This is a genomic window from Bacillus sp. SRI_025, from assembly GCF_057592095.1.
In genome coordinates, this window is record NZ_JBYEGB010000001.1 from 339,881 (window position 1) to 360,028 (window position 20,148).

General features: G+C 40.2%; 15 protein-coding genes. 7 read left to right on the forward strand and 8 right to left on the reverse strand.

Going from position 1 to position 20,148, the window contains the following annotated elements; translation table 11 throughout:
• Positions 1-20: 20 nt before the first annotated feature.
• The 5 genes from AC20OE_RS01815 to AC20OE_RS01835 all read right to left on the reverse strand — a co-directional run bounded on the left by AC20OE_RS01815 (position 21) and on the right by AC20OE_RS01835 (position 5,996).
• Complete coding sequence (locus tag AC20OE_RS01815; RefSeq protein ID WP_372555760.1) at positions 21-3,875, reverse strand: metallophosphoesterase; 3,855 nt, start codon at positions 3,873-3,875, stop codon at positions 21-23.
• A gap of 94 nt (positions 3,876-3,969) precedes the next feature.
• Positions 3,970-4,356, reverse strand: coding sequence for a phage holin family protein (locus AC20OE_RS01820; RefSeq protein WP_024423577.1), 387 nt, complete (start codon positions 4,354-4,356; stop codon positions 3,970-3,972).
• Positions 4,357-4,551: a PspC domain-containing protein gene (locus AC20OE_RS01825; protein ID WP_024423578.1), complete on the reverse strand. Its 195-nt coding sequence runs from the start codon at positions 4,549-4,551 to the stop codon at positions 4,357-4,359.
• Positions 4,552-4,557: 6 nt separating this feature from the next.
• Complete coding sequence (locus AC20OE_RS01830) at positions 4,558-5,649, reverse strand: DUF4097 family beta strand repeat-containing protein (RefSeq protein ID WP_059374733.1); 1,092 nt, start codon at positions 5,647-5,649, stop codon at positions 4,558-4,560.
• A gap of 11 nt (positions 5,650-5,660) precedes the next feature.
• A complete protein-coding gene (locus AC20OE_RS01835; RefSeq protein WP_047201847.1) occupies positions 5,661-5,996 on the reverse strand; it encodes a membrane protein in 336 nt (111 codons plus the stop codon).
• 197 nt (positions 5,997-6,193) lie between these two features.
• On the opposite strand from AC20OE_RS01835, the gene AC20OE_RS01840 reads away from it, so the two are divergent.
• Positions 6,194-6,424 carry a hypothetical protein gene (locus tag AC20OE_RS01840; protein ID WP_034281058.1) on the forward strand — a complete coding sequence of 77 codons (231 nt, stop codon included), beginning with the start codon at positions 6,194-6,196 and terminating at the stop codon, positions 6,422-6,424.
• A 34-nt stretch (positions 6,425-6,458) separates the two neighbouring features.
• Here AC20OE_RS01840 and uvrA read toward each other — a convergent pair whose 3' ends face one another.
• From uvrA to AC20OE_RS01855, 3 genes are all read right to left on the reverse strand, one after another.
• Positions 6,459-9,335: an excinuclease ABC subunit UvrA gene (gene uvrA, locus AC20OE_RS01845; protein ID WP_487268187.1), complete on the reverse strand. Its 2,877-nt coding sequence runs from the start codon at positions 9,333-9,335 to the stop codon at positions 6,459-6,461.
• A 7-nt stretch (positions 9,336-9,342) separates the two neighbouring features.
• Positions 9,343-11,328, reverse strand: coding sequence for an excinuclease ABC subunit UvrB (uvrB, locus tag AC20OE_RS01850; RefSeq protein WP_099663655.1), 1,986 nt, complete (start codon positions 11,326-11,328; stop codon positions 9,343-9,345).
• Positions 11,329-11,607: 279 nt separating this feature from the next.
• Positions 11,608-11,853 (reverse strand): CsbA family protein, encoded by a 246-nt coding sequence (locus AC20OE_RS01855; protein ID WP_025093987.1) that lies wholly within the window; start codon positions 11,851-11,853, stop codon positions 11,608-11,610.
• A 281-nt stretch (positions 11,854-12,134) separates the two neighbouring features.
• On the opposite strand from AC20OE_RS01855, the gene AC20OE_RS01860 reads away from it, so the two are divergent.
• The 6 genes from AC20OE_RS01860 (at position 12,135) to AC20OE_RS01885 (ending at position 20,057) form a co-directional block, all read left to right on the forward strand.
• Positions 12,135-14,666: a PEP/pyruvate-binding domain-containing protein gene (locus tag AC20OE_RS01860; RefSeq protein ID WP_151284852.1), complete on the forward strand. Its 2,532-nt coding sequence runs from the start codon at positions 12,135-12,137 to the stop codon at positions 14,664-14,666.
• 89 nt (positions 14,667-14,755) lie between these two features.
• Positions 14,756-15,328, forward strand: a complete 573-nt coding sequence (locus AC20OE_RS01865; protein WP_126682352.1) for a TetR/AcrR family transcriptional regulator — start codon at positions 14,756-14,758, stop codon at positions 15,326-15,328.
• A 40-nt stretch (positions 15,329-15,368) separates the two neighbouring features.
• Positions 15,369-16,703, forward strand: a complete 1,335-nt coding sequence (locus AC20OE_RS01870) for an MFS transporter (RefSeq protein WP_144494058.1) — start codon at positions 15,369-15,371, stop codon at positions 16,701-16,703.
• 275 nt (positions 16,704-16,978) lie between these two features.
• The gene (locus AC20OE_RS01875; RefSeq protein WP_039181725.1) at positions 16,979-17,962 is read left to right on the forward strand and encodes a YncE family protein; all 984 of its coding nucleotides are present in this window, start codon (positions 16,979-16,981) and stop codon (positions 17,960-17,962) included.
• A complete protein-coding gene (locus tag AC20OE_RS01880; RefSeq protein ID WP_039181727.1) occupies positions 17,959-18,645 on the forward strand; it encodes a response regulator transcription factor in 687 nt (228 codons plus the stop codon). The genes AC20OE_RS01875 and AC20OE_RS01880 overlap by 4 nt, the downstream gene beginning before the upstream one ends.
• Entirely contained in the window at positions 18,642-20,057 is a 1,416-nt protein-coding gene (locus AC20OE_RS01885) for a HAMP domain-containing sensor histidine kinase (RefSeq protein WP_059377554.1), read from the forward strand. The genes AC20OE_RS01880 and AC20OE_RS01885 overlap by 4 nt, the downstream gene beginning before the upstream one ends.
• Positions 20,058-20,148: the final 91 nt, after the last annotated feature.

Consider the following 20,148-nt stretch of genomic DNA (forward strand, 5'->3'; position numbering starts at 1 on the left):
CTGACACGGAGCACTGTTTTTTATTTCCTAAGAAATTTTGTTTCATCATCATTTTTTGTATGAATTTTCCATATTGGTGAAATGGCTTTTCCTTGGAAACGATCTTTTGCTACAGTGTACCAATAATAATCTTCATTTGGCTTTAAGCCCTTCCACTCAAAGCTCGCTTTTTTGCCGCTTTTTACGCCGCGCGCTTCTCCTAGAAGAACATTCGTATACACATTGAGTTCAAAATAATTGGTTTTGACAGATTTCATTTTCGGTGTCAAATCCACATCGATTGAAAATTCATCTTGATCTCCATACGTTTTAGGATCGTAAAAATGCTCTTTATTCAAGTAAGGTGAATATGTTGTAAAATGAAGCTGATTTTTTTCTTGATCCGCTGTTATGACCCTCATAAACCCTTGCCCACCTTCAGGTCCTGACTGGTAATCGGCGAGTATTTGATATACTTTCCTGTCTGCTTTTCCATCATGGTCATCATCAAGCTCATCTACTTTCCTGCTGGCTCCATGGTAGTGGCCGCTAAATACTGCCACAATATTAGGATGGCGTTTCACCACTTGGTGAAAGATGAGCTCGCCAATCGGGCTTCGGTTGCCGCTCACTAACAAATACTCATGGAAATTTAAAATGACAATACGATCTGGATGCTCAGAAATCACGCGGTTTAACCAATCAATTTCATCTTGCTTAATCCCCCAGCCCATGTACACCATCATATAATCATTGCCGCCGGCAGAGATGAGATCATAATGACCTTTATTGTTTCGATAGGATTCACCATAGTAAGGCTTATCAGCAAAGCGTTTTTCCCCGAAATATTTCCCGTATTCCGCATATAAACCGTCCTTGTGTCTAACATCATGATTTCCTGCTAAAACACCATAGGGAATGTGATTCTCATCTAATACACGCATAAATGTATCAGCACGGTGCCATTGCTTATCCTTTGAATCATCCACAATATCGCCTGTATGGAACACATATTGAATGTTTAATTTCTCCCTCTGATCTCTGATCCATTCGACCATTTGTTTAAAGATATGAGGATAGCTCTTTGCATAATATTGAGTGTCAGACATCCACACCATCTTATATGGCTTTTGTGATTTGCTGATTTCATCCTGTACTAGCAAATCAAACGTTTGATTCCTCATGTACTGTCTCACTGACAGCAGCCCTTTTAGGTAAAATTCCTTTTGATCCTTCGCAAAGTGATGAGTGATTTTATCCCACTTTTCCTGCTGGTGATTCCATGCGTACATTGTCACCTTTCTCCCCGACAATGAACTCCCTTTCCATACAGCTTCGACGATATCCTTTTCGCGCACATCATGATGAACCTTAATTTGAAAACGATGATAAGGAAAACTCTGTAAATCCTTCGTTTCAACTGCCTTTCCATCAACAAATGCAATGCGGTTCCTTTCTTGATCAGAAAAAATCATTTCTCCTTTTTGGAGAAAACTCTTTGGCGGCTCTGTCTCTGCTGCATACTTAAAAATCTTCATTGAAGGATGCAGCGATGTATATTGATAGGCACGATAAAAAGAGTAATCTAACTTATCATTGGTTGGATCCTTGGTTAGCACAGTTTGCTTTGATGATTTCATTTTCGTCTTATCTGCCACCCGTTCTGGTGTTTCTGGATGCTCATGTACGGTCTTGAACTCTTTTTTCAACGTCGACATGTTCCCAGCAGCGTCTTTTGCTTTGATCATAAACGTGTGCTTCCCAGGCTTTAATTCACTAGAGGACGTCTGATATGGCAAAGAAACTGGTTTGCCATCTACATACGCCTTCAACTCCTCTATGTCACTCCAGCGATCCGTTACTTTTGCTTTTAATGTAAAGGCGCCTTTATATTGATCCTTTGCTTGTACGTTGGTCTTAATTCTCGGCCCAGTGTTATCAACTTTCACACGTACTGAAGCGTGCTCGTCTGAGGTTTTGGCCTCAATTAGGTGCGGCCCTTCTTTCAGCCTTTTTGTATCCCACTTTATATAGGTTGAGACATAAGCCTCTTTTGGAATCTCAAATTGAAACGTTCTAACCTTTTTTGCGTTCCCGCTGTCTCCCATTCTCCATTCTTTTTGCGGCTTCGCATTGATTGGATGAATTTGTGTTCCATTCGATAAGATCATCCTGACGTTTTTCAATTCAAAATCATCATGATTCTCTCCAGGAAGCCGGTCTATCGGAGAAGACTTTGTGCCAGCGTGGAATGAGATCGTTTGGAGACCTGCCTTTTTTATCTCTTCTTCTGGTATTGGCATTGTATAGGTACGATACACTTTTGTCGAATCATCAAAAACAGAAAGTAAACGCTTACCTATAGACACCCCATTTTTAAAATATAAATTTGTTCCTTTGACATCAAATGCGATATATGGATCTGCCTCAAGGGCAGCGGATACTTGCTGATTCCGTTTTCCATCAATCCGTAATTCGATGCTTTTTTTCTGATCAGACGTTGCCTTTAATGAAAATAACCCTGAAACCGTATCTCCCTCTTCTACATTGAATCGGAGACCGTGGGCTTTACTAACCTGCTCCACATCAACCGTTTTTTTCAACGTCTTGGCTTCATTTTCGCCATCTGACGCTTCAAGCTGATATTCCAATTGTTCCTTCCCAATCAACTCAGGTGAATAAATAATATGATGAAATAACCGGTCATTTTGGTCTTTTTGCAGCAGTATTTCCTTGAACGCTTCTTTTCGATTCGTTCGATAACGCAGCTTGACGGTTTTCACGGCCTGATCATCCTGGACATCTGCTTTAATCTCTACGCTTTCAGTTGGTTTCACCGGTTTCCTTATCGTCATATCTTCAATCACAGGTTTATGGATATCTTGAGAAATTTCCTTTTTCTCAGATGGAATTTGTGCTTTTAGCACTTTACCTGGAGTGGGCTCTTCCTCAATTTTCGAAATCAGCTTCGTCTGCGTCGTACCATCCATTGGATACTTAAACAGCAAGGATTTATGCTCGCTAAACCATGATGGCTTCAAACGAAATGCGGCAGAAGAAATCTCTTCACCTATATTTGTTGTGATCGAAACAAGACGAGATTTAGAGTTGGACAGCCCTTTGCTCTCGATAATGGTTAGATGCTCGCCCTCTTTTAATTGGCTTTTGTACATGGCATTAAAGTCCGCTACAGTTAAATGCTCCTGCCCTTTTTTTCTCAGCCAAAAAACATAAGGTTTTCCAGGCGAAATGGTGATTGGATTTTTATGAAAGGAATATACATCATCCAATTCGATGCCCTGCGTGGGATTGCGGTAGCGGATCTGATAATGTTTAAGTGAGATAGGCGCATGTGTCGTGTTATATACTTCGATAAACTCAAAAGCATCTTTGCCTTTTCGATTTTTTGAATTAACGACAATTTCTGTGATGAATAAGTCCGGGATATGCGAAAGATCCTCTTCAAATCCATTTATGTGAACCGATTTCTCTGCTGTTTTGATCACTGATTTTTGCGTAAGGAACTCTGTATAGTAATGAACGGTTGGATTCCATAATTGATCTGGCGGAATTTTCGCTGTAAATTCTGGCTTCATTCCTGGCAGTCGTTCCATTGGAATCAAGCGATACCCCAGTTCATCACTTTGTTTATAATACAAGTTCGCAGACAAAATCTGTTCTTGGTCACTAATGGACGCACGAAACTGAAGGTCATGGCTTTTTCCTTGAACCGGGCGGACATCCACATGAAATTGATCAAAGATAAAAGGTGAAAAAGGCTTGTCCGGTACATTCACTTCTGCTTGAAGAAAAGGTCCTGCTAAAGCAGGCTGACTGAAACAAAAAAGAATGATAAAAAAACATAAAAGCATGATTTGTCTGCTCACGTTCACCATTTTGCACCGCCTCCCTTCGGATATTGTGTCTCCTGAAGGTGGTTTTTATGTCAGATGGAACGGAGAAACGATACAAATTTGCACAAAAAAACCGTTAGCTTTTTTTCGCTAACGGCTCTACGATTCCTTTTTGTATCAACAGATGGAAAATGGACAAAATGACAGCCATCCAAATGGCCGTTCCGAATCCATCAATGTTAAAGCTATCTCCCATAAAGCTCGATGTCATCATGAGTGTAATGGCATTGATGACAAATAAGAACAATCCTAGTGAAAGGACGGTGACTGGAAGCGTTAAAATGATCAAAAACGGCTTCACTAAAATATTGAGCAAGGACAAAATGATACTTGCCACAATGGCTGCGCCAAACCCTTCAATATACACGCTCCCGAGCCCAGGCAGAATGCCTGAATCAAAATATCCAGCAATGACGATTAAAAGTAATGCATTTACTAAAATACTGACGATCCATCTAAGCATTTATTTAGTGCCTTCTTCCGGAACAACAAAATACCAGATGAAGTAGATCAAAAAGATCGGCATAAATGCTGTCAAAAATCCGATGATAACGGTTAAAATGCGAAGCAGCGATGCATCAACACTTAAATATTCCGCAAGTCCACCAACAACACCCGCTATTTTTTTATCTGTTGCTGAACGATAAAGTTTCTTCATGTAGAATCACTCCTTGTCTGATTGGTGCTTTACTTGTATTGAGCCTGTTTTTGTTTCTGCAAAAATGGATATACTGTGCGCCGCTTGTTGATTGGCTTTGATCATTTTCTCTTTTTGTAATGTTTCATTTTTTTCTTTAATCATCTCTGCATCAAGTAAATCATGAGAGATAGACCCGAGATTGCTTTTCAGCTCAGCGGTAACTGCACATGCGCGCGGGATCTGAACGTCCACACTGCCTGTTGTCGTTTTCGCATAGATGGAACGGCACTTTTCATCTGACAGCTGAACCGCAATATTTCCGTTAAAGCTTTGGGCATCAATTGATTCACTTTTCCCGCGCAGGTCTATGAGCCCATTGATGGTTTCTACTTCAATCATACCACACTCGTGATCTGCCAGTTTGATTTGTCCGTTTGCTGTTTCAATTCCGACTTTTTCTGCCTGTAACGAGGCAAAAGAGACAACACCATTTGTGGTTTTCGCGGCAAGTTCTTTTGTCTTTAGCTTTTCCCCGCGAATCGGCCCATTAAACAGCTTGACCTTGATCTTATCGTATTGGATACGCGGTACGTATAAAGTAACATTGACTTTCATCGTCTTCTTTTCGGTTCGAATAAAAAATTTATCCCCTTCAAGCCCGCAGTCCAATTGATTGAGGAATTGCTGCCTTGCCTGCTCTCCATCCTCTGCACGGTAGATTTTCGCATGACACTCTGCTCGAATATCTCGATCGTCCCAAGGCATCACGTTGAGGCTGCCGTTCGCTAATTGAATATCTAAATGAGAGAGCGATGCGTCTTTGAACTGAAAAATATGCTCAACATCAACGGACTGTCCAAAGTTCAAATCAAGATCCACGTCTTTTACCTTTTTCACCGCAGTATCTAACCAGCCAAACAGCTTTGCCCCAAGATTTTCGGTGCCGTTTCCTTTACTCTCTGCTCCAGCTTTTTCTTCATGAAAGGTGTGATCATCCGTAGACTTTTCTAATGAGATGGACTGACCTTCTTCTAATTTTTCTAACAGCGTAATTGCTTCTTTTGCTGATAATACCCCGTCTTCTACTAATTTTAAAATTCGTTCTTTTTCATTCATACAAAGCCCTCCTAAGATTTGATGGATTGAAGTACTTTAATACCTTGAATGATATTCCAAATGACAGAGATCAAAAAGCCAATGACTACTAAAAAAGACAAGATGAACACCGTCATGACTGGAATGAGCGAGTCGCCTGCCTGTGTCGCCAATAAAAACGGGATAGACCCAAAAACCAACACAATGCATGCTGCGACCGGTAAAAGATGTGACCATAATGCCCGCATCGCATGCCGTTTCGTTTCCTTTTGGTCTACTACAAAAACCGCCACGATCGGTACGATAAACGGCATAAAAAATACACTAAAGTAACAAATAGAAGCAATAATCGACTGATCTCTATTCATATATATTCGCTCCTTCATAACGAAAATTCCTTTCTAACTCATACGTTTATTGCGTATAAAAAGTTTCAAAATCATTCGATTTACATATGACCTTAGACACAAATTATTTCTTTTTGCACCTAAGAGTAGATTCTTCACAGATTACCCTTTAAAATATGTTGAAAAGATGGTGATTATCATTATAGGGGGTAATTATTTTGACAGATCATCATAATTCAAACCACACGGCTCAAACGCTTTTAGACCTTATACAGAAACAGAAAAGCATGAACAGCGATATGATCAAGGAGCTTGAGACCATTCATCCGTCTCATCCAAAGTATGGTGATATCCGTTATTTAAAGGTACTGCTCGATAGCAGCAGCACGCATATTTTAAAGGATTTAACGCACCTCAGTAATTTAATGCCGAAGGAAGATGTGCAATAAAAGAAAAACCCCTCTATAAAAAGAGGGGTTTTCTTTATGAAGAAGTCACACTTTCTGTTTCTTTGACCAGCTGTTTCATACGCTTACGGTCACGCTTTAAAATAGGCTTCAAGTATTGGCCTGTGTAAGATGCTTCTTCTTTTGCAATGTCCTCAGGAGTGCCAGAGGCAATGATCGTTCCGCCGCCTGCACCGCCTTCTGGTCCTAGATCAACGAGGTAATCAGCAGCCTTGATAATGTCAAGGTTGTGCTCAATGACCAGCACTGTATCACCGTTCTCAACCAAACGCTGAAGCACTTTTAATAAACGGGCAATATCATCCACATGCAGACCTGTTGTCGGCTCGTCCAAAATGTAAAGAGACCTTCCGTTTGAACGGCGGTGAAGCTCAGATGCCAATTTCACGCGCTGCGCCTCTCCTCCGGACAATGTCGTTGCAGGCTGTCCAAGTGTAATGTATCCAAGCCCCACATCATAAATCGTTTGAAGCTTCCGCTTAATTTTCGGGATATTCTCGAAAAATTGGAGTGCGTCCTCCACCGTCATTTCCAGCACATCAGCAATGTTCTTCCCTTTATATGTGACCTCAAGAGTTTCACGGTTATAACGTTTCCCGTGACACACTTCACAAGGTACATACACATCTGGCAAAAAGTGCATTTCAATTTTAATGATGCCATCCCCGCGGCACGCCTCACAGCGCCCGCCTTTGACGTTAAAACTGAATCTGCCTTTTTTATAACCTCGTACCTTTGCTTCGTTGGTTTGTGCAAACACATCCCGCACATCATCAAAGACACCTGTATACGTGGCAGGGTTCGATCTTGGTGTACGGCCAATTGGAGATTGATCAATATCAATGACCTTATCCAAATGATCCATTCCTTTGATTTCTTTGTGCTGCCCTGGCTTCGCCTTCGCTCTGTGCAACTTTTGTGAAAGTGATTTTAATAGAATTTCATTCACAAGCGTACTTTTCCCTGAGCCGGATACTCCGGTCACAGCTGTAAAGACGCCAAGAGGAAACTTCGCATTCACGTTTTTCAGGTTGTTTTCTTTTGCACCTTTTATCTCAATATAGCGGCCGTCAGGCTTTCTTCTCTCAATTGGCAGCGGAATAAATTTCTCACCAGATAAATATTGTCCTGTTAATGATTTCGGGTCCTTCATGACTTCTTCTGGCGTTCCAGCTGAAATCACTTCTCCTCCATGAACTCCTGCTCCAGGTCCAATATCTATTAAATAATCAGCAGCTAGCATGGTATCTTCATCATGCTCGACGACAATCAGTGTGTTCCCGATGTCGCGCATGTTTTTCAACGTCCCAATCAACCGGTCATTATCGCGCTGATGCAGACCAATGGATGGTTCATCTAATATATAAAGAACACCTGTCAGCCTTGACCCGATTTGAGTCGCCAGGCGAATCCGCTGCGCTTCTCCACCTGATAGTGTGCCAGCCGACCGGCTCAAATTCAGATAATCTAATCCCACATTATTTAAGAAAGACAAGCGCTCTTTGATTTCACGCAAAATGAGCTGGGCAATCTGCAAATCTTTCTCAGACAACTCGATTTTTTCATAGAAATCAAGGGCATCAGAGACAGACAAATCGGTGATTTCTCCGATATGCTTGCCATTGATGAGAACCGCCAGCGTTTCTTTTTTCAGACGATATCCTTTACATGTCGGACATGGCTGATTCGCCATATATTTTTCCATTTGCTCACGAATATAATCAGAGCTGGTTTCTTTATAGCGTCGTTCAATATTACGAAGAACACCTTCAAACTCAATTTCATTTTCACGTACCTGTCCAAAATCATTTTCGTATTTAAAATAAATCCGTTCAGATCCGCTTCCATATAAAATTTTATCGAATAAATGCGATGGGATATCTTTCACTGGAATGTCCATGTCGATGCCATAATGTGTACATACGGCCTCAAGAAGCTGAGGATAGTATTGCGAGCTTTGCGGCTCCCATGGTGCAATGGCATGCTGACGTAAAGTCAGATCCTTATTAGGAATGACAAGCTCAGGGTCGACTTCTAGTTTGGAACCGAGCCCATCACAGCTCGGGCAGGCACCAAAAGGACTATTAAATGAAAACATTCTCGGCTCAAGTTCACCAATAGAGAACCCGCAATGCGGACAAGCATGATGTTCGCTGAATAACAGCTCTTCTTGTCCAATCACATCAATCATCACTCGGCCTTCGCCCAGCCGCAGTGCGGTTTCAAGTGAGTCAGACAGACGAGCAGCCACGCCTTCCTTCACCACGATACGATCAATCACCACTTCAATGGAATGCTTCTTGTTCTTTTCAAGCTCGATATCTTCTGAAAGGTCTTCCATCTCTCCATCGACTCTCACTCGCACATAGCCCTGCTTCCGAATTTGATCAAGTACTTTCACATGTGTTCCTTTGCGGCCGGAAACAACTGGGGCAAGCACTTGTAATTTCGTTCTTTCAGGATACTCTAAAATACGATCTGTCATCTGCTCAATCGTTTGTGACGTAATTTCAATCCCATGTATAGGACAAATCGGTTTTCCGACTCGAGCATACAAGAGACGCAAATAATCATAAATTTCAGTGACAGTACCAACTGTTGATCTAGGGTTTCGGCTCGTCGTTTTCTGATCAATACTAATCGCCGGAGAAAGACCTTCAATGGCATCTACATCCGGTTTATCCATTTGCCCAAGAAATTGGCGTGCGTACGCTGAAAGAGATTCAACGTACCTGCGCTGACCTTCTGCATAAATGGTATCAAAGGCAAGCGACGATTTTCCTGAACCAGATAACCCCGTAATGACCACTAGCTGGTCACGCGGGATATTCACATCAATATTTTTAAGGTTGTGGGCTCTAGCACCTTTCACCTCTATTCGTTCCATAGCCATCAGGCAATCATCCTTCCGCTTTTAGCTCTAGCAATAGATCTCTTAATTCTGCTGCTTTTTCAAAATCAAGCGCTTTTGCTGCATCTTTCATTTCCATCTCGACTTTTTCGATCACTTTTTCTCTTTCTTTTTTGCTCATTTTCGAAAGCTTTGGTGCTGCTTTTGTTTCGTATTCTTCCGAATCCTCATGTATCTTTGTTGCCTTAATAACATCTCGAATTTTCTTATGGATGGTTTGTGGGGTAATCCCAAATTTCTCGTTATATGCTTCTTGCTGTTCTCGTCTTCGCTTCGTTTCTTGAATCGCAATGTCCATCGATTTTGTCATATTGTCTGCATACATAATGACCCGGCCTTCTGCATTTCTCGCTGCACGGCCAATCGTCTGGATGAGGGATCTTTCAGAGCGCAAAAAGCCTTCTTTATCCGCATCTAAAATGGCCACGAGCGACACCTCTGGAATATCCAGTCCTTCACGAAGAAGGTTGATTCCAACAAGCACATCATATTTACCGAGACGCAAATCACGGATAATCTCAATCCGCTCAAGGGTCTTAATTTCTGAATGCAGGTAATTCACCTTGATTCCGATTTCTTTTAAGTAATCTGTGAGATCCTCAGACATTTTCTTCGTCAGTGTGGTCACAAGCACACGCTCATTTTTCTCAACTCGTGAATGAATTTCTCCAATTAAGTCATCAATTTGTCCTTCAATCGGACGGACTTCAATAATTGGATCAAGTAATCCTGTTGGACGGATAATTTGTTCCACAACCTCAGGCGTTTTCTCAAGCTCGTATGGACCAGGCGTTGCTGATACATGAACGATATGATTGATATGCTTTTCAAACTCATCAAAGGTGAGCGGTCTGTTATCAAGTGCTGATGGCAGGCGGAATCCGTGATCAACCAACACTTGCTTTCTCGCTTGATCCCCGTTGTACATGGCACGGATTTGCGGAATCGTCACATGCGATTCATCGACAACAATCATAAAGTCATCTGGGAAATAATCAAGCAGTGTGTAAGGTGTTGAACCAGGAGGACGCAAGGTCAGATGTCTTGAATAATTCTCGATGCCTGAACAAAAGCCCATCTCTCTCATCATCTCAAGGTCATATCTTGTCCGCTGCTCAAGGCGCTGCGCTTCAAGCAATTTTCCATTTTCGCGAAGCTTTTCGAGCTGTTCTTCTAGCTCTTGTTCAATATTGATAATGGCTTTTTCCATTTTTTCTTCTCTTGTGACGAAGTGAGATGCTGGGAAAATGGCCACGTGGTCACGATCACCAAGTATTTCTCCGGTCAGCGCATCCACTTCACGAATACGTTCAATTTCATCACCGAAAAACTCCACTCTGATACAATGCTCATCTCGTGAAGCAGGAAAAATCTCAACGACGTCTCCTCTGACTCGGAAGGTTCCGCGCTGAAAATCTATATCATTACGAGAATACTGAATATCCACCAGCTTACGAAGGAGCTGATTGCGTTCAATCTCCATTTCAGTGCGCAAAGACAGCACAAGCTCTCTGTATTCCTCTGGCGAACCTAAGCCATAAATACAGGACACACTGGCAATGATGATGACATCCCTTCTCTCAAATAACGAGGACGTAGCCGAGTGTCTCAGCTTATCAATCTCATCATTGATGCTGGCATCTTTCTCAATAAATGTATCGGTCTGAGGTACATATGCCTCTGGCTGATAATAATCATAGTAACTCACAAAATATTCAACAGCATTATTCGGGAAAAATTCCTTGAATTCACTGTATAACTGACCGGCAAGTGTCTTATTATGCGCAATGACAAGCGTCGGTTTGTTCACTTCTTTGATCAGGTTGGAGACAGTAAAGGTCTTTCCCGTACCTGTAGCACCTAACAGCGTTTGATGCTGTTTCCCCTGATGGATCCCCTCAACAAGCTTTTCAATCGCCTTTGGCTGATCTCCTTGGGGCTGATAGTTAGAAACTAATTCAAAGCGGTCACTCACATCAAAGCCTCCGTTTCGTTACGAAATCTATCTAATGAATATATTATCATAAAAGAACACAAAAATACGAACTAAAGTTCGGCTCTCGCTTGATTTTTATTTCCAATACAGTCATACCCTCTCTCCCTTGGCAAATAACCCTCTTAAGAAAACCTTCCTTTCAGTATGGAACATTTTGGAGTGAGATATTCGATGAGCAGAAAAAGAAAGCTGTGCTTACTAGAAATCGTAAGCACAGCTCTTGTTTAAAACATGTCAGCTTTCAGCATTAAGATAACATCATTGATGTTTTTCAGCTTTTTCTCTCTTTTCGATTTCTTTTTTAGCCATAAACAAAGCCCCAGCTACTAAAGAAATAATATCTAATCCCACAATAAAGTAGGTTTCTGTATAGCCTTTCATATACGAAGCAAATAAAAGCGCTGCTGTTAACGCAATGCCTACGTAATGATTATAAGTAACCTTTGAAAATAAAATAACGAGCAGGAAAGGAAAAACTAGTGCAAATATGGCTTTTGTAATCACAAAAACCCTCCCTCTTCATGGTCTACTTCCTTGATTATAGTAAAGATTGGCATATTGAACAATTCACAGTTTTCAATTTTGCCTTTTTTCTTCATGTTCGGAGACTTTTGTTTTAGAAATAGCAGAAAATTAGTGAGATTGTCCCCTTTGTAAAGATAGGTCTTTCCGTCTTTGACAATAACATCCAATCAATTCTATGATTAAAATGATAGTGCGCACTATCATTTTAAAAAATAGAGAGACATACAAATCATTGGCTATTTGGATAAGGGGGCATTCCCATGTATTCAGTTTTATTTCATGCGGCTGAAGAATCCGCATCACTCGCAGGGGCAAAAGGCCTGAATTTAATTAAATTAAACAATCACGGCCTGCCAGTCCCAGATGGATTTATTATTAAAACCAACAGCTTTGAAAGCTTTCTTTCATATCACAATCTGCAGCCAGCAGAACAAAACCTTTCTCAAAAAATCAAAGAAGCATCGTTTCCTTCACAAATGGAAGCAGAGCTGATCTCGTCCTTTCAATCCTTGCGGAAGACTTATCCCTCAGTTGCAGTACGATCCTCTTCTGTTGCTGAAGATCTCGAAGGCGCCTCGTTTGCAGGACAGTACGAGACCTATTTAAATATCAAAACAAATGAAGAATTTTTACAGGCGGTCAAAGAATGCTGGTCTTCTTATTTTGCAGCGAGAGTCACAGAATATAAGGAAGAGATGAATGAAAACGAGGAAGAGATGCCGCTTATGGCCGTTGTCGTTCAAGGATTGATCCATTCTGACGTCTCCGGTGTCATCTTTAGTGAGAACCCCATATCGGGGAAACCAAATGAAATGATGCTGACCGCAAGCTACGGATTGGGAGAAGCAATTGTCTCCGGTCTTGTGACACCAGACACGTTTATTGTAGATAAAGAGAACTTTTCGATTGAAAAAACACTTGGGGCGAAAGAGCTACAAATTGTTCCTTTCCAAGAGGGTGTCATCGAGGAACCAGTAGCGGAGGAAATGGCTGGCCAGTTTTGCCTAAACGATGATCAATTGATAGAAATCGCACAAATCACAAAACAAGTAGAAGAACTTTACGGACATGGAGTCGATATCGAATTTGGAATTGCAGATGGGGCGTTTTATTTACTTCAAGCGAGGCCGATTACTACAGCTCTCCCAAAAGCAGTAAATGAAACAGCGGGTGCTTCTTTTCAAATGAAGCCAGATGAGCTGCAGGAATTCTGGATTTCAATGGATGATCATATGCCTGGTCCAACGAGCCCTCTTTTCTCAAGCCTGATCATACCAGCCTTAAAAAGCGGGATGAAGAAAAATGGAGAAAAGTATCAAGTACCTGATATGAACATCAAAGATATTAAGCTTTACAGAGGCCACTTATACTCAGCACCCGCACTGCCAGAAGCGCAAGAGGGAGCTGCACCCTTTTTTGATGAACGTATATTTGAGCTATTTCCGCATTTAAGTGAACGGATGTATGAGATTCTAGAGAAAAATTTCTTTCCATTTTACGAAAAACTCGATCGCCAAATGAATGAACCTATGACCATTGAAAAAGCCATCATCGGCTTTGAAGAATTAAAGGATTTTTACATTCAAGCATATGATGATCATTTTGATATCGTCACACCGCAAGTCATACTATCATCTATCATTGAAGACATGCTTGTAACATATACCGGTGATCAAACACAAGTCGTCTTGCTGCACGAAATGATGATAGGCGTGATGAACAAATCTCTTGAAACAGACAAGCTGCTATCTGATATAGCAAAGGATGTCCTTCAAGATCCAGAACTTCATCAGGCATTTATTCATCATGAAAAGAACCCGGACCTGTTATACGCACTCAATCACTTCGAAAAAGGGAAACATTTCATTTCGAAATTGGAGGATTTTCTCCAAGTTTACGGCTGGCGATCTGTTAAAAGTCATGACCTTACGGATGAGACTTGGGTAGAAAACCCGGAGTTTATATTAGATATCATCAGAAATAACATCCAGTCCCAATGTGATTTTGATGAAGAATTTGCAAAAGCAGTGATTAAAAGACAAGAGACGTATAAACATTTTATGAGTCAAGTGAAGGATGAGTCGTTTAAAACAAAATTTGAGACGCTGTATCAATTTGCCCTTCAAGCAGCGAATATCCGAGATGACCACCACTTCTACATTGATGCAATGTTAGATGCAAAAGCCCGGGTATATCTATTAAAAATTGGTGAGCTTCTCGCAAAAAAAGGAGCCATTCCTCATCAAGAAGATCTTTGGTATCTCTACGATGAAGAGGTACAAAAAGCGCTCACAACGTCTATCTCATTCGATTCGGTTATCCAGCAAAGAAAAATGGAAATGAAAGAAAATGAAGCCATTCAACCACCAGCTTACACCGGCACTCCAACTGAAGCTGAATTGCAGCAAGTGGAAAGAATGCTTGGTTCATTAAGAGAAAATGAACACAACACACACGATGTGATCCATGGAATTGGCGCATCCAGCGGTATTGTTTCTGGAAGAGTAAAAGTCATTACATGTGCTGATGAATTCTCACAATTTCAAAAGGATGATATATTAGTTTGTAAAACGACTACACCTTTATGGACGAGCTTATTTAGAGATGCGAAAGCAGTCATCACCGATGCTGGAGGCATTTTATCTCATTCAGCTATTATTGCAAGAGAGTATATGATGCCAGCTGTCTTAGGTACTAGAATAGCAACTGAAACACTTCAATCCGGTGACCTTGTGACAGTAGATGGCAGCAATGGGCGCATTCAGATATTAAAGCAGCATTCGCGTTCATAAACTTATCATTTGGACGATATTGGCGCTCATAGGTTTTATCGGTATACTTACTTTGTTGCAAACACATTCATAACCTGAGGTGAGTATGCTTGTTAAAATCTACAAATCAACGAATCATTCGCGCAACAATGGATTTATTAACTGAAAAGGGCTATCAAAAAACAACAACCAAAGAAATAGCAACAAAAGCGAATGTGAGTGAAGCAACTATTTTTCGCAACTTTAAAAACAAACGCGGCGTCATTGCTGCCATTATGAAAATGAAATCAACACCGACAAAAACCCTAGAAGCAGAATTTAAAGGCGATTTATACACCGATTTAAAGTTTCTCGGCACCTATTTCCTTGAAGATTTGACTTCCAAAAAAGAATTTATTTATATCAGCATGCGAGAACCGGCTATGTTTAAGGATTTAACTAGTCATGAAAAGATATATCCTCAAGAACTAAGAGAAATGCTGATACAATATTTCAAAAAGATGGGTGCCGAGCATCTTGTATTAAAAGGAAAAGAAGACATTTATGCAGACATCTTCATTAGTACGTATTTTGGATTTTTCATTCAGCAGCTAGAGCAAGATCTACAACTCGTGCTCACACAAAAAGAAGATTTTATTGAGACATGCACACACATTTTCATGAGAGGAATTTCTCCCGCTTAAAGGGTGAAATTCTTCTTTTTTACAAAAGGTGGTATACACATTGAGGTTAAAAAAAGAGAGTTTGGTCATCTATTCTTTGTTGCTTGGAGCTATACTAGTTCCAGTCAACTCAACGATGATCGCTGTCGCTCTATCATCCATTTCAACTTATTATAATCAATCCCTTTCAAACATCACTTGGGTTGTCACAATTTATCTTATTGTCATGGCAGTCACTCAGCCTATCGCTGGTAAGTTAGGAGATATATATGGACACCGGCGAATGTATTTAATTGGGGTCATGCTCTTTTTAATTGGCTCGATTGGATGTGCTTTAGCACCTAATCTAGCTTTTCTTATCACTTTTCGTTCCATTCAAGCAGCTGGTGGTGCTATTTTAACACCGAATAGCATTGCATTGATTCGTGCAACAGTATCCCCCGAAAAACTGTCTAAAACAATGGGATACTTTGGGTTTGGAGCCGGTATTGGTGCCGCACTTGGACCTTTTATTGGTTCGATTCTTATTCAGAGTTTTGATTGGCACTCTATATTCTTTGTAAATATCCCATTCTTGTTCCTTACACTTGTGACCGGCGTATTACTCATTCCAAAAATAAACCATACACGCTTACAAACAAATGTGGACATCATTGGTTCATTGTACTTAACCATCGGGATTGCCACACTCATTCTATGCACAAAAAGCCATTTGCTAAATGAATACTTGATCTATGGAATTCTAGCGTTGATCGTCATTCCATTATTCTTTATACATGTACGGAAAGTAAAGAATCCGATCATCGATTTATCGCTTTTTAAAAACAGTTCATTTACAAATGCAAACCTGTCGATCATGCTAAGTAATTTTGTCATGTATGCCATCCTTCTAATTATGCCGCTGTTTATGGAGCAACAACTTTCACTGTCTCATACACAAAGCGGTATCATTCTATCGGTATTTTCTCTTTGCATGTCTATTAGTGGCTTGCTAGGGGCAAGACTCCATCCGAAAAAAGGCGCCAAAAAAATGATTGGCTTTTCATTTATCTGTCTCACTTTATCAGGGATCATGTTAATCACACTCAGTCAGTACCCTACCTTACCACTGCTTATCGTGACACTTATCGCAGGTGGAATTTCATCAGGGATTGGAATGACTAGTATGCAGATGGCTTCTTTAACGTCTGTTGATCAAAGCTTATCTGGTTCAGCATCTGGTATTTTCTCTACCTTTCGATATTTTGGCAGTATCATTTCGTCTACATTGATTGGGATCATGAGTGGTTTTCAATCTTTATTTATTGTATTAATGGGCGCAGGCATTCTTGGTTTCTTTTTATCTCAACGTGTAAAAACAAAATCAACCTCCCCATCATCTGAACATTCCGCCTAATGGTCCCTTGCTCTATGCCTATTTAGAGCGAGGGAGTTTTTCATCATTTGTATCACTGTAAGCTATAGCAAGTGCATCTATCAAATCCTGATAATCATCTTTTAAAGAAGGAAAAATGGCATATGGACAGACAAAAAAGGAACTTCAGGTGCAAATTGTCTCCCCTCACTCACCTAAAAACTCTTTTTCATTCTTTTCAGCATAGATAACTTCAATTTTTTTTCACAATTTTTGTGGTATGATTTTGAAAATAGAGAACGCAAAGGAGCGGAAGAATGGAACGTATGAAATATGTTTTAATCTGTTTATCAGCTCTACTTTTATTCTTGACAGGCTGTGGAAAAGAACAGCAATTTACACCGCCAGGCAGCTCTCAATCGATCGCTGTCATCTCTCAATTAAAAAAAGCCTCCTTTTCAATAGTTGATATACAAAAAAATAAAATGCTCTCTTCTGTGGATTTAAAACACCCACTTACTGATCTTATTCAAATTAATAAAGACGTCATCATCGCTACAAGTAAAGAGGGAGAATCCCTTATTGAAATCAATCTAAAAAATGGGACAGCAACAGATTATATGAATGTGGATAAAGGGCTGACTTCCCTTACATATGATGCAGCTTCTCATACATTAATTGCTGCAAATTCGCAGAAAAATGTCGTTTATTTTATTGATACGAAGAGTAAAAAAATAAAATCAACTGTGAAAACAGGAAAATTACCTTCTTCTATGACACTTTCTTCATCAGGTGTTTTATTTGTTTTAAATGCAGAAAGTCATACTGTCTCAGTCATAGATATTAAAAAGGAAAAAAATATACGTACGTTTTCTGTACTTGAACGGCCTTCTGGGATTCATTTTGATGGACAGTCCATTTGGATCGGCGGCCATGGTAAACAAGGTACCTTAAATAAAAGTATTCTTGCTTATGACCCTAAAACAGGCAAAAAACAGCGAGAAATAAAGCTAGGCGTTATGCCTGTTGCATTTTTTCCAGAGAAAAATTCTTCTACTTTATATGTACTATGTCATGGAGATCATACGCTATACAAAGTAGATACCAAAACAAATAAGCAGCTTGCTTCTGTTGAAACTGGTCAAAATCCGAATTATATCACCGCTGATACGACATCAATTTATGTGAGTAACTTGGATGACAACTCAGTATCCATCATCGATAAACACTCACTTATTATGAAAAATCAACTAAATGTCCCATCAGGACCTTATGCTATCGTGTTGGAGGAAAAGAAATGAAGGAACAAATGCGTATTTTAATCGTAGATGATGAGCTTGATATGCTTGAGTTAATCGGGTCTTTTTTAAAGAGACATGGCTTTCACATTACAACTGCGAATAATGGAAAAGATGCCTTGCATCAGCTTGAAAAGGAATCTATTGACCTTGTTGTATTAGATATCATGATGCCTGACATGGATGGATTTGAAGTCTGTCAGCGTATTCGACAAACATCTCAAATTCCAATTTTATTTTTAACAGCAAGGAGTTATGAGGAGGACCGAATTAGAGGTCTTGAAATTGGAGCAGATGACTACATCATGAAACCTTTCAGTCTGCGTGAGCTTGCAGCAAGAATTGAAACAACCCTGAGACGAATTAGAGGTCTTTCGCTAAAGCGCAGCCGAATACAGATTGGTGACATGGAGATTGATCAAGATGGCAGACAAGTTTACCTCCATCAACAGCCCGTTAATTTAACAAGAAGAGAATTTGATTTACTCATGTTTCTTTTGCTCAACCAAGGACAAGTGTTTTCAAGAGAACACCTTTATCAAAAATTGTGGGAATCACATTCAACGAGCGGCTCTTTAAGAACAGTCGATACACATATCAAAACACTAAGACTGAAATTAAAGGAAGCAGAACGATATATTAAAACCGTTTGGGGTGTCGGCTATAAGTTTGAGGAGGAAGAATGAAGCCATTATCGATTAAAAAGAAAGTACTCTTCTTAATCCTTGCAGTGATCGGAATCGTTGCAGCCTCAGCGCTTGCCCTTACTTTTTACTTATACCAGCATTTATATATTGATAAACAGATCGATTCCTTAAGTTTGCAAGGTAAGAAGCTGGCAGAAATCTATCACACACACGGGAAAGACAAGTATTTTACCGACAGAATGAAATGGGCAAATGACTCAAGTCAGGCGAACGTTATTTTTACAGATGATCCAATGGAACTTTCAAGTGGACTTCCTTTTGATACGGACACAAATGACAATCTCATTACGTTCAAGGAACGCCAAAAGCTCCTTCAAGGTGAAACCGTCGTGTTAATTAGAGAACACCCGAAGTTTCACCAAGATATTCTTGGCATCGCCATTCCTGTTTTCTCAAGCAATGATGATCTATCGGGAACTATTTTCCTCTCCATGCCCTTATCAGATGTATATGAACCCTTTGTTCAAATTAGATTGACGCTTGGTATATCCATCTTATTGATTATGCTCCTGATATTCTTGATCGGATATAAGAGCTCCAATAAAATTGTGCAGACCATTAATAAAATGAAAGAAATTGCAATAGAAATGGAATCTGGTGATTTTTCAAAACGAATGGCCGTAACCAAAAAAGGAGATGAGTTAAACCAGCTTAGCCGCTCCTTTAATAAACTGTCTTCAACTCTCGAAAAAGTTGAACAGCACCGCAGAGAATTTCTTGCGAATGTCTCTCACGAACTTAGAACGCCTTTAAGTTATATGAAAGGCTATGCAGAAGGAATTGAAGAAGGGATCATTGATCAAAAGAAAGGGATGCAAATCATCCAAGATGAGGCCTCACGTTTAAGCCGTCTTGTGCACGATCTTTTAGATCTTGCACAGTTAGAAGGAGACTCTTATCCACTAACGATGGAGCCAATTGTCTTTGCACAGCTGATCCACGATGTTCTTGATCAAATGGCATTCGTCGCTGATAAGAAAAGCATTACTTTCAAACGAACGCTTGAAGAGGATTGTATTGTTTATGGTGATAGCGACCGTCTCCAACAAGTGATACGTAATTTACTGGACAATGCCATTCATTACACGCCATCTGGGAAATCAATATCAATTGAATTACAAGTTCACCAAAGTGTTGCTGAATTAAGAGTGACTGACGAAGGCAATGGTATTCCAAAAGAAGATCTTCCACATGTTTCTGAGCGATTTTATCGTGTCAATAAAGCACGAACAAGAAAAGATGGCGGCTCTGGCCTTGGACTAGCCATTGTCTATCAAATCATCAAAAAACATCATGGGACATTCGACATTCAATCTGAGCCTGGGTTTGGTACAACAGCTATCATTCAACTTCCCAATGCTCCATTCAATGAGAGCTCACCTACTCTATAGCTACTCACATATTTTACTCTCATTGGAATCACTATTTTATCTGATAAATTCAGTATCCATAGAACTTTCTACAACTTGAACAGCTCTTTTC

Coding starts and splice junctions, on each gene's coding strand:
- AC20OE_RS01815 (WP_372555760.1), bottom strand. CDS start 3,875: ATGGTGAACGTGAGCAGACAAATCATGCTTTTATGTTTTTTTATCATT.
- AC20OE_RS01875 (WP_039181725.1), top strand. CDS start 16,979: ATGGAACGTATGAAATATGTTTTAATCTGTTTATCAGCTCTACTTTTA.
- AC20OE_RS01880 (WP_039181727.1), top strand. CDS start 17,959: ATGAAGGAACAAATGCGTATTTTAATCGTAGATGATGAGCTTGATATG.
- AC20OE_RS01860 (WP_151284852.1), top strand. CDS start 12,135: ATGTATTCAGTTTTATTTCATGCGGCTGAAGAATCCGCATCACTCGCA.
- AC20OE_RS01825 (WP_024423578.1), bottom strand. CDS start 4,551: ATGAAGAAACTTTATCGTTCAGCAACAGATAAAAAAATAGCGGGTGTT.
- AC20OE_RS01820 (WP_024423577.1), bottom strand. CDS start 4,356: ATGCTTAGATGGATCGTCAGTATTTTAGTAAATGCATTACTTTTAATC.
- AC20OE_RS01830 (WP_059374733.1), bottom strand. CDS start 5,649: ATGAATGAAAAAGAACGAATTTTAAAATTAGTAGAAGACGGGGTATTA.
- uvrA (WP_487268187.1), bottom strand. CDS start 9,335: ATGGCTATGGAACGAATAGAGGTGAAAGGTGCTAGAGCCCACAACCTT.
- AC20OE_RS01885 (WP_059377554.1), top strand. CDS start 18,642: ATGAAGCCATTATCGATTAAAAAGAAAGTACTCTTCTTAATCCTTGCA.
- AC20OE_RS01835 (WP_047201847.1), bottom strand. CDS start 5,996: ATGAATAGAGATCAGTCGATTATTGCTTCTATTTGTTACTTTAGTGTA.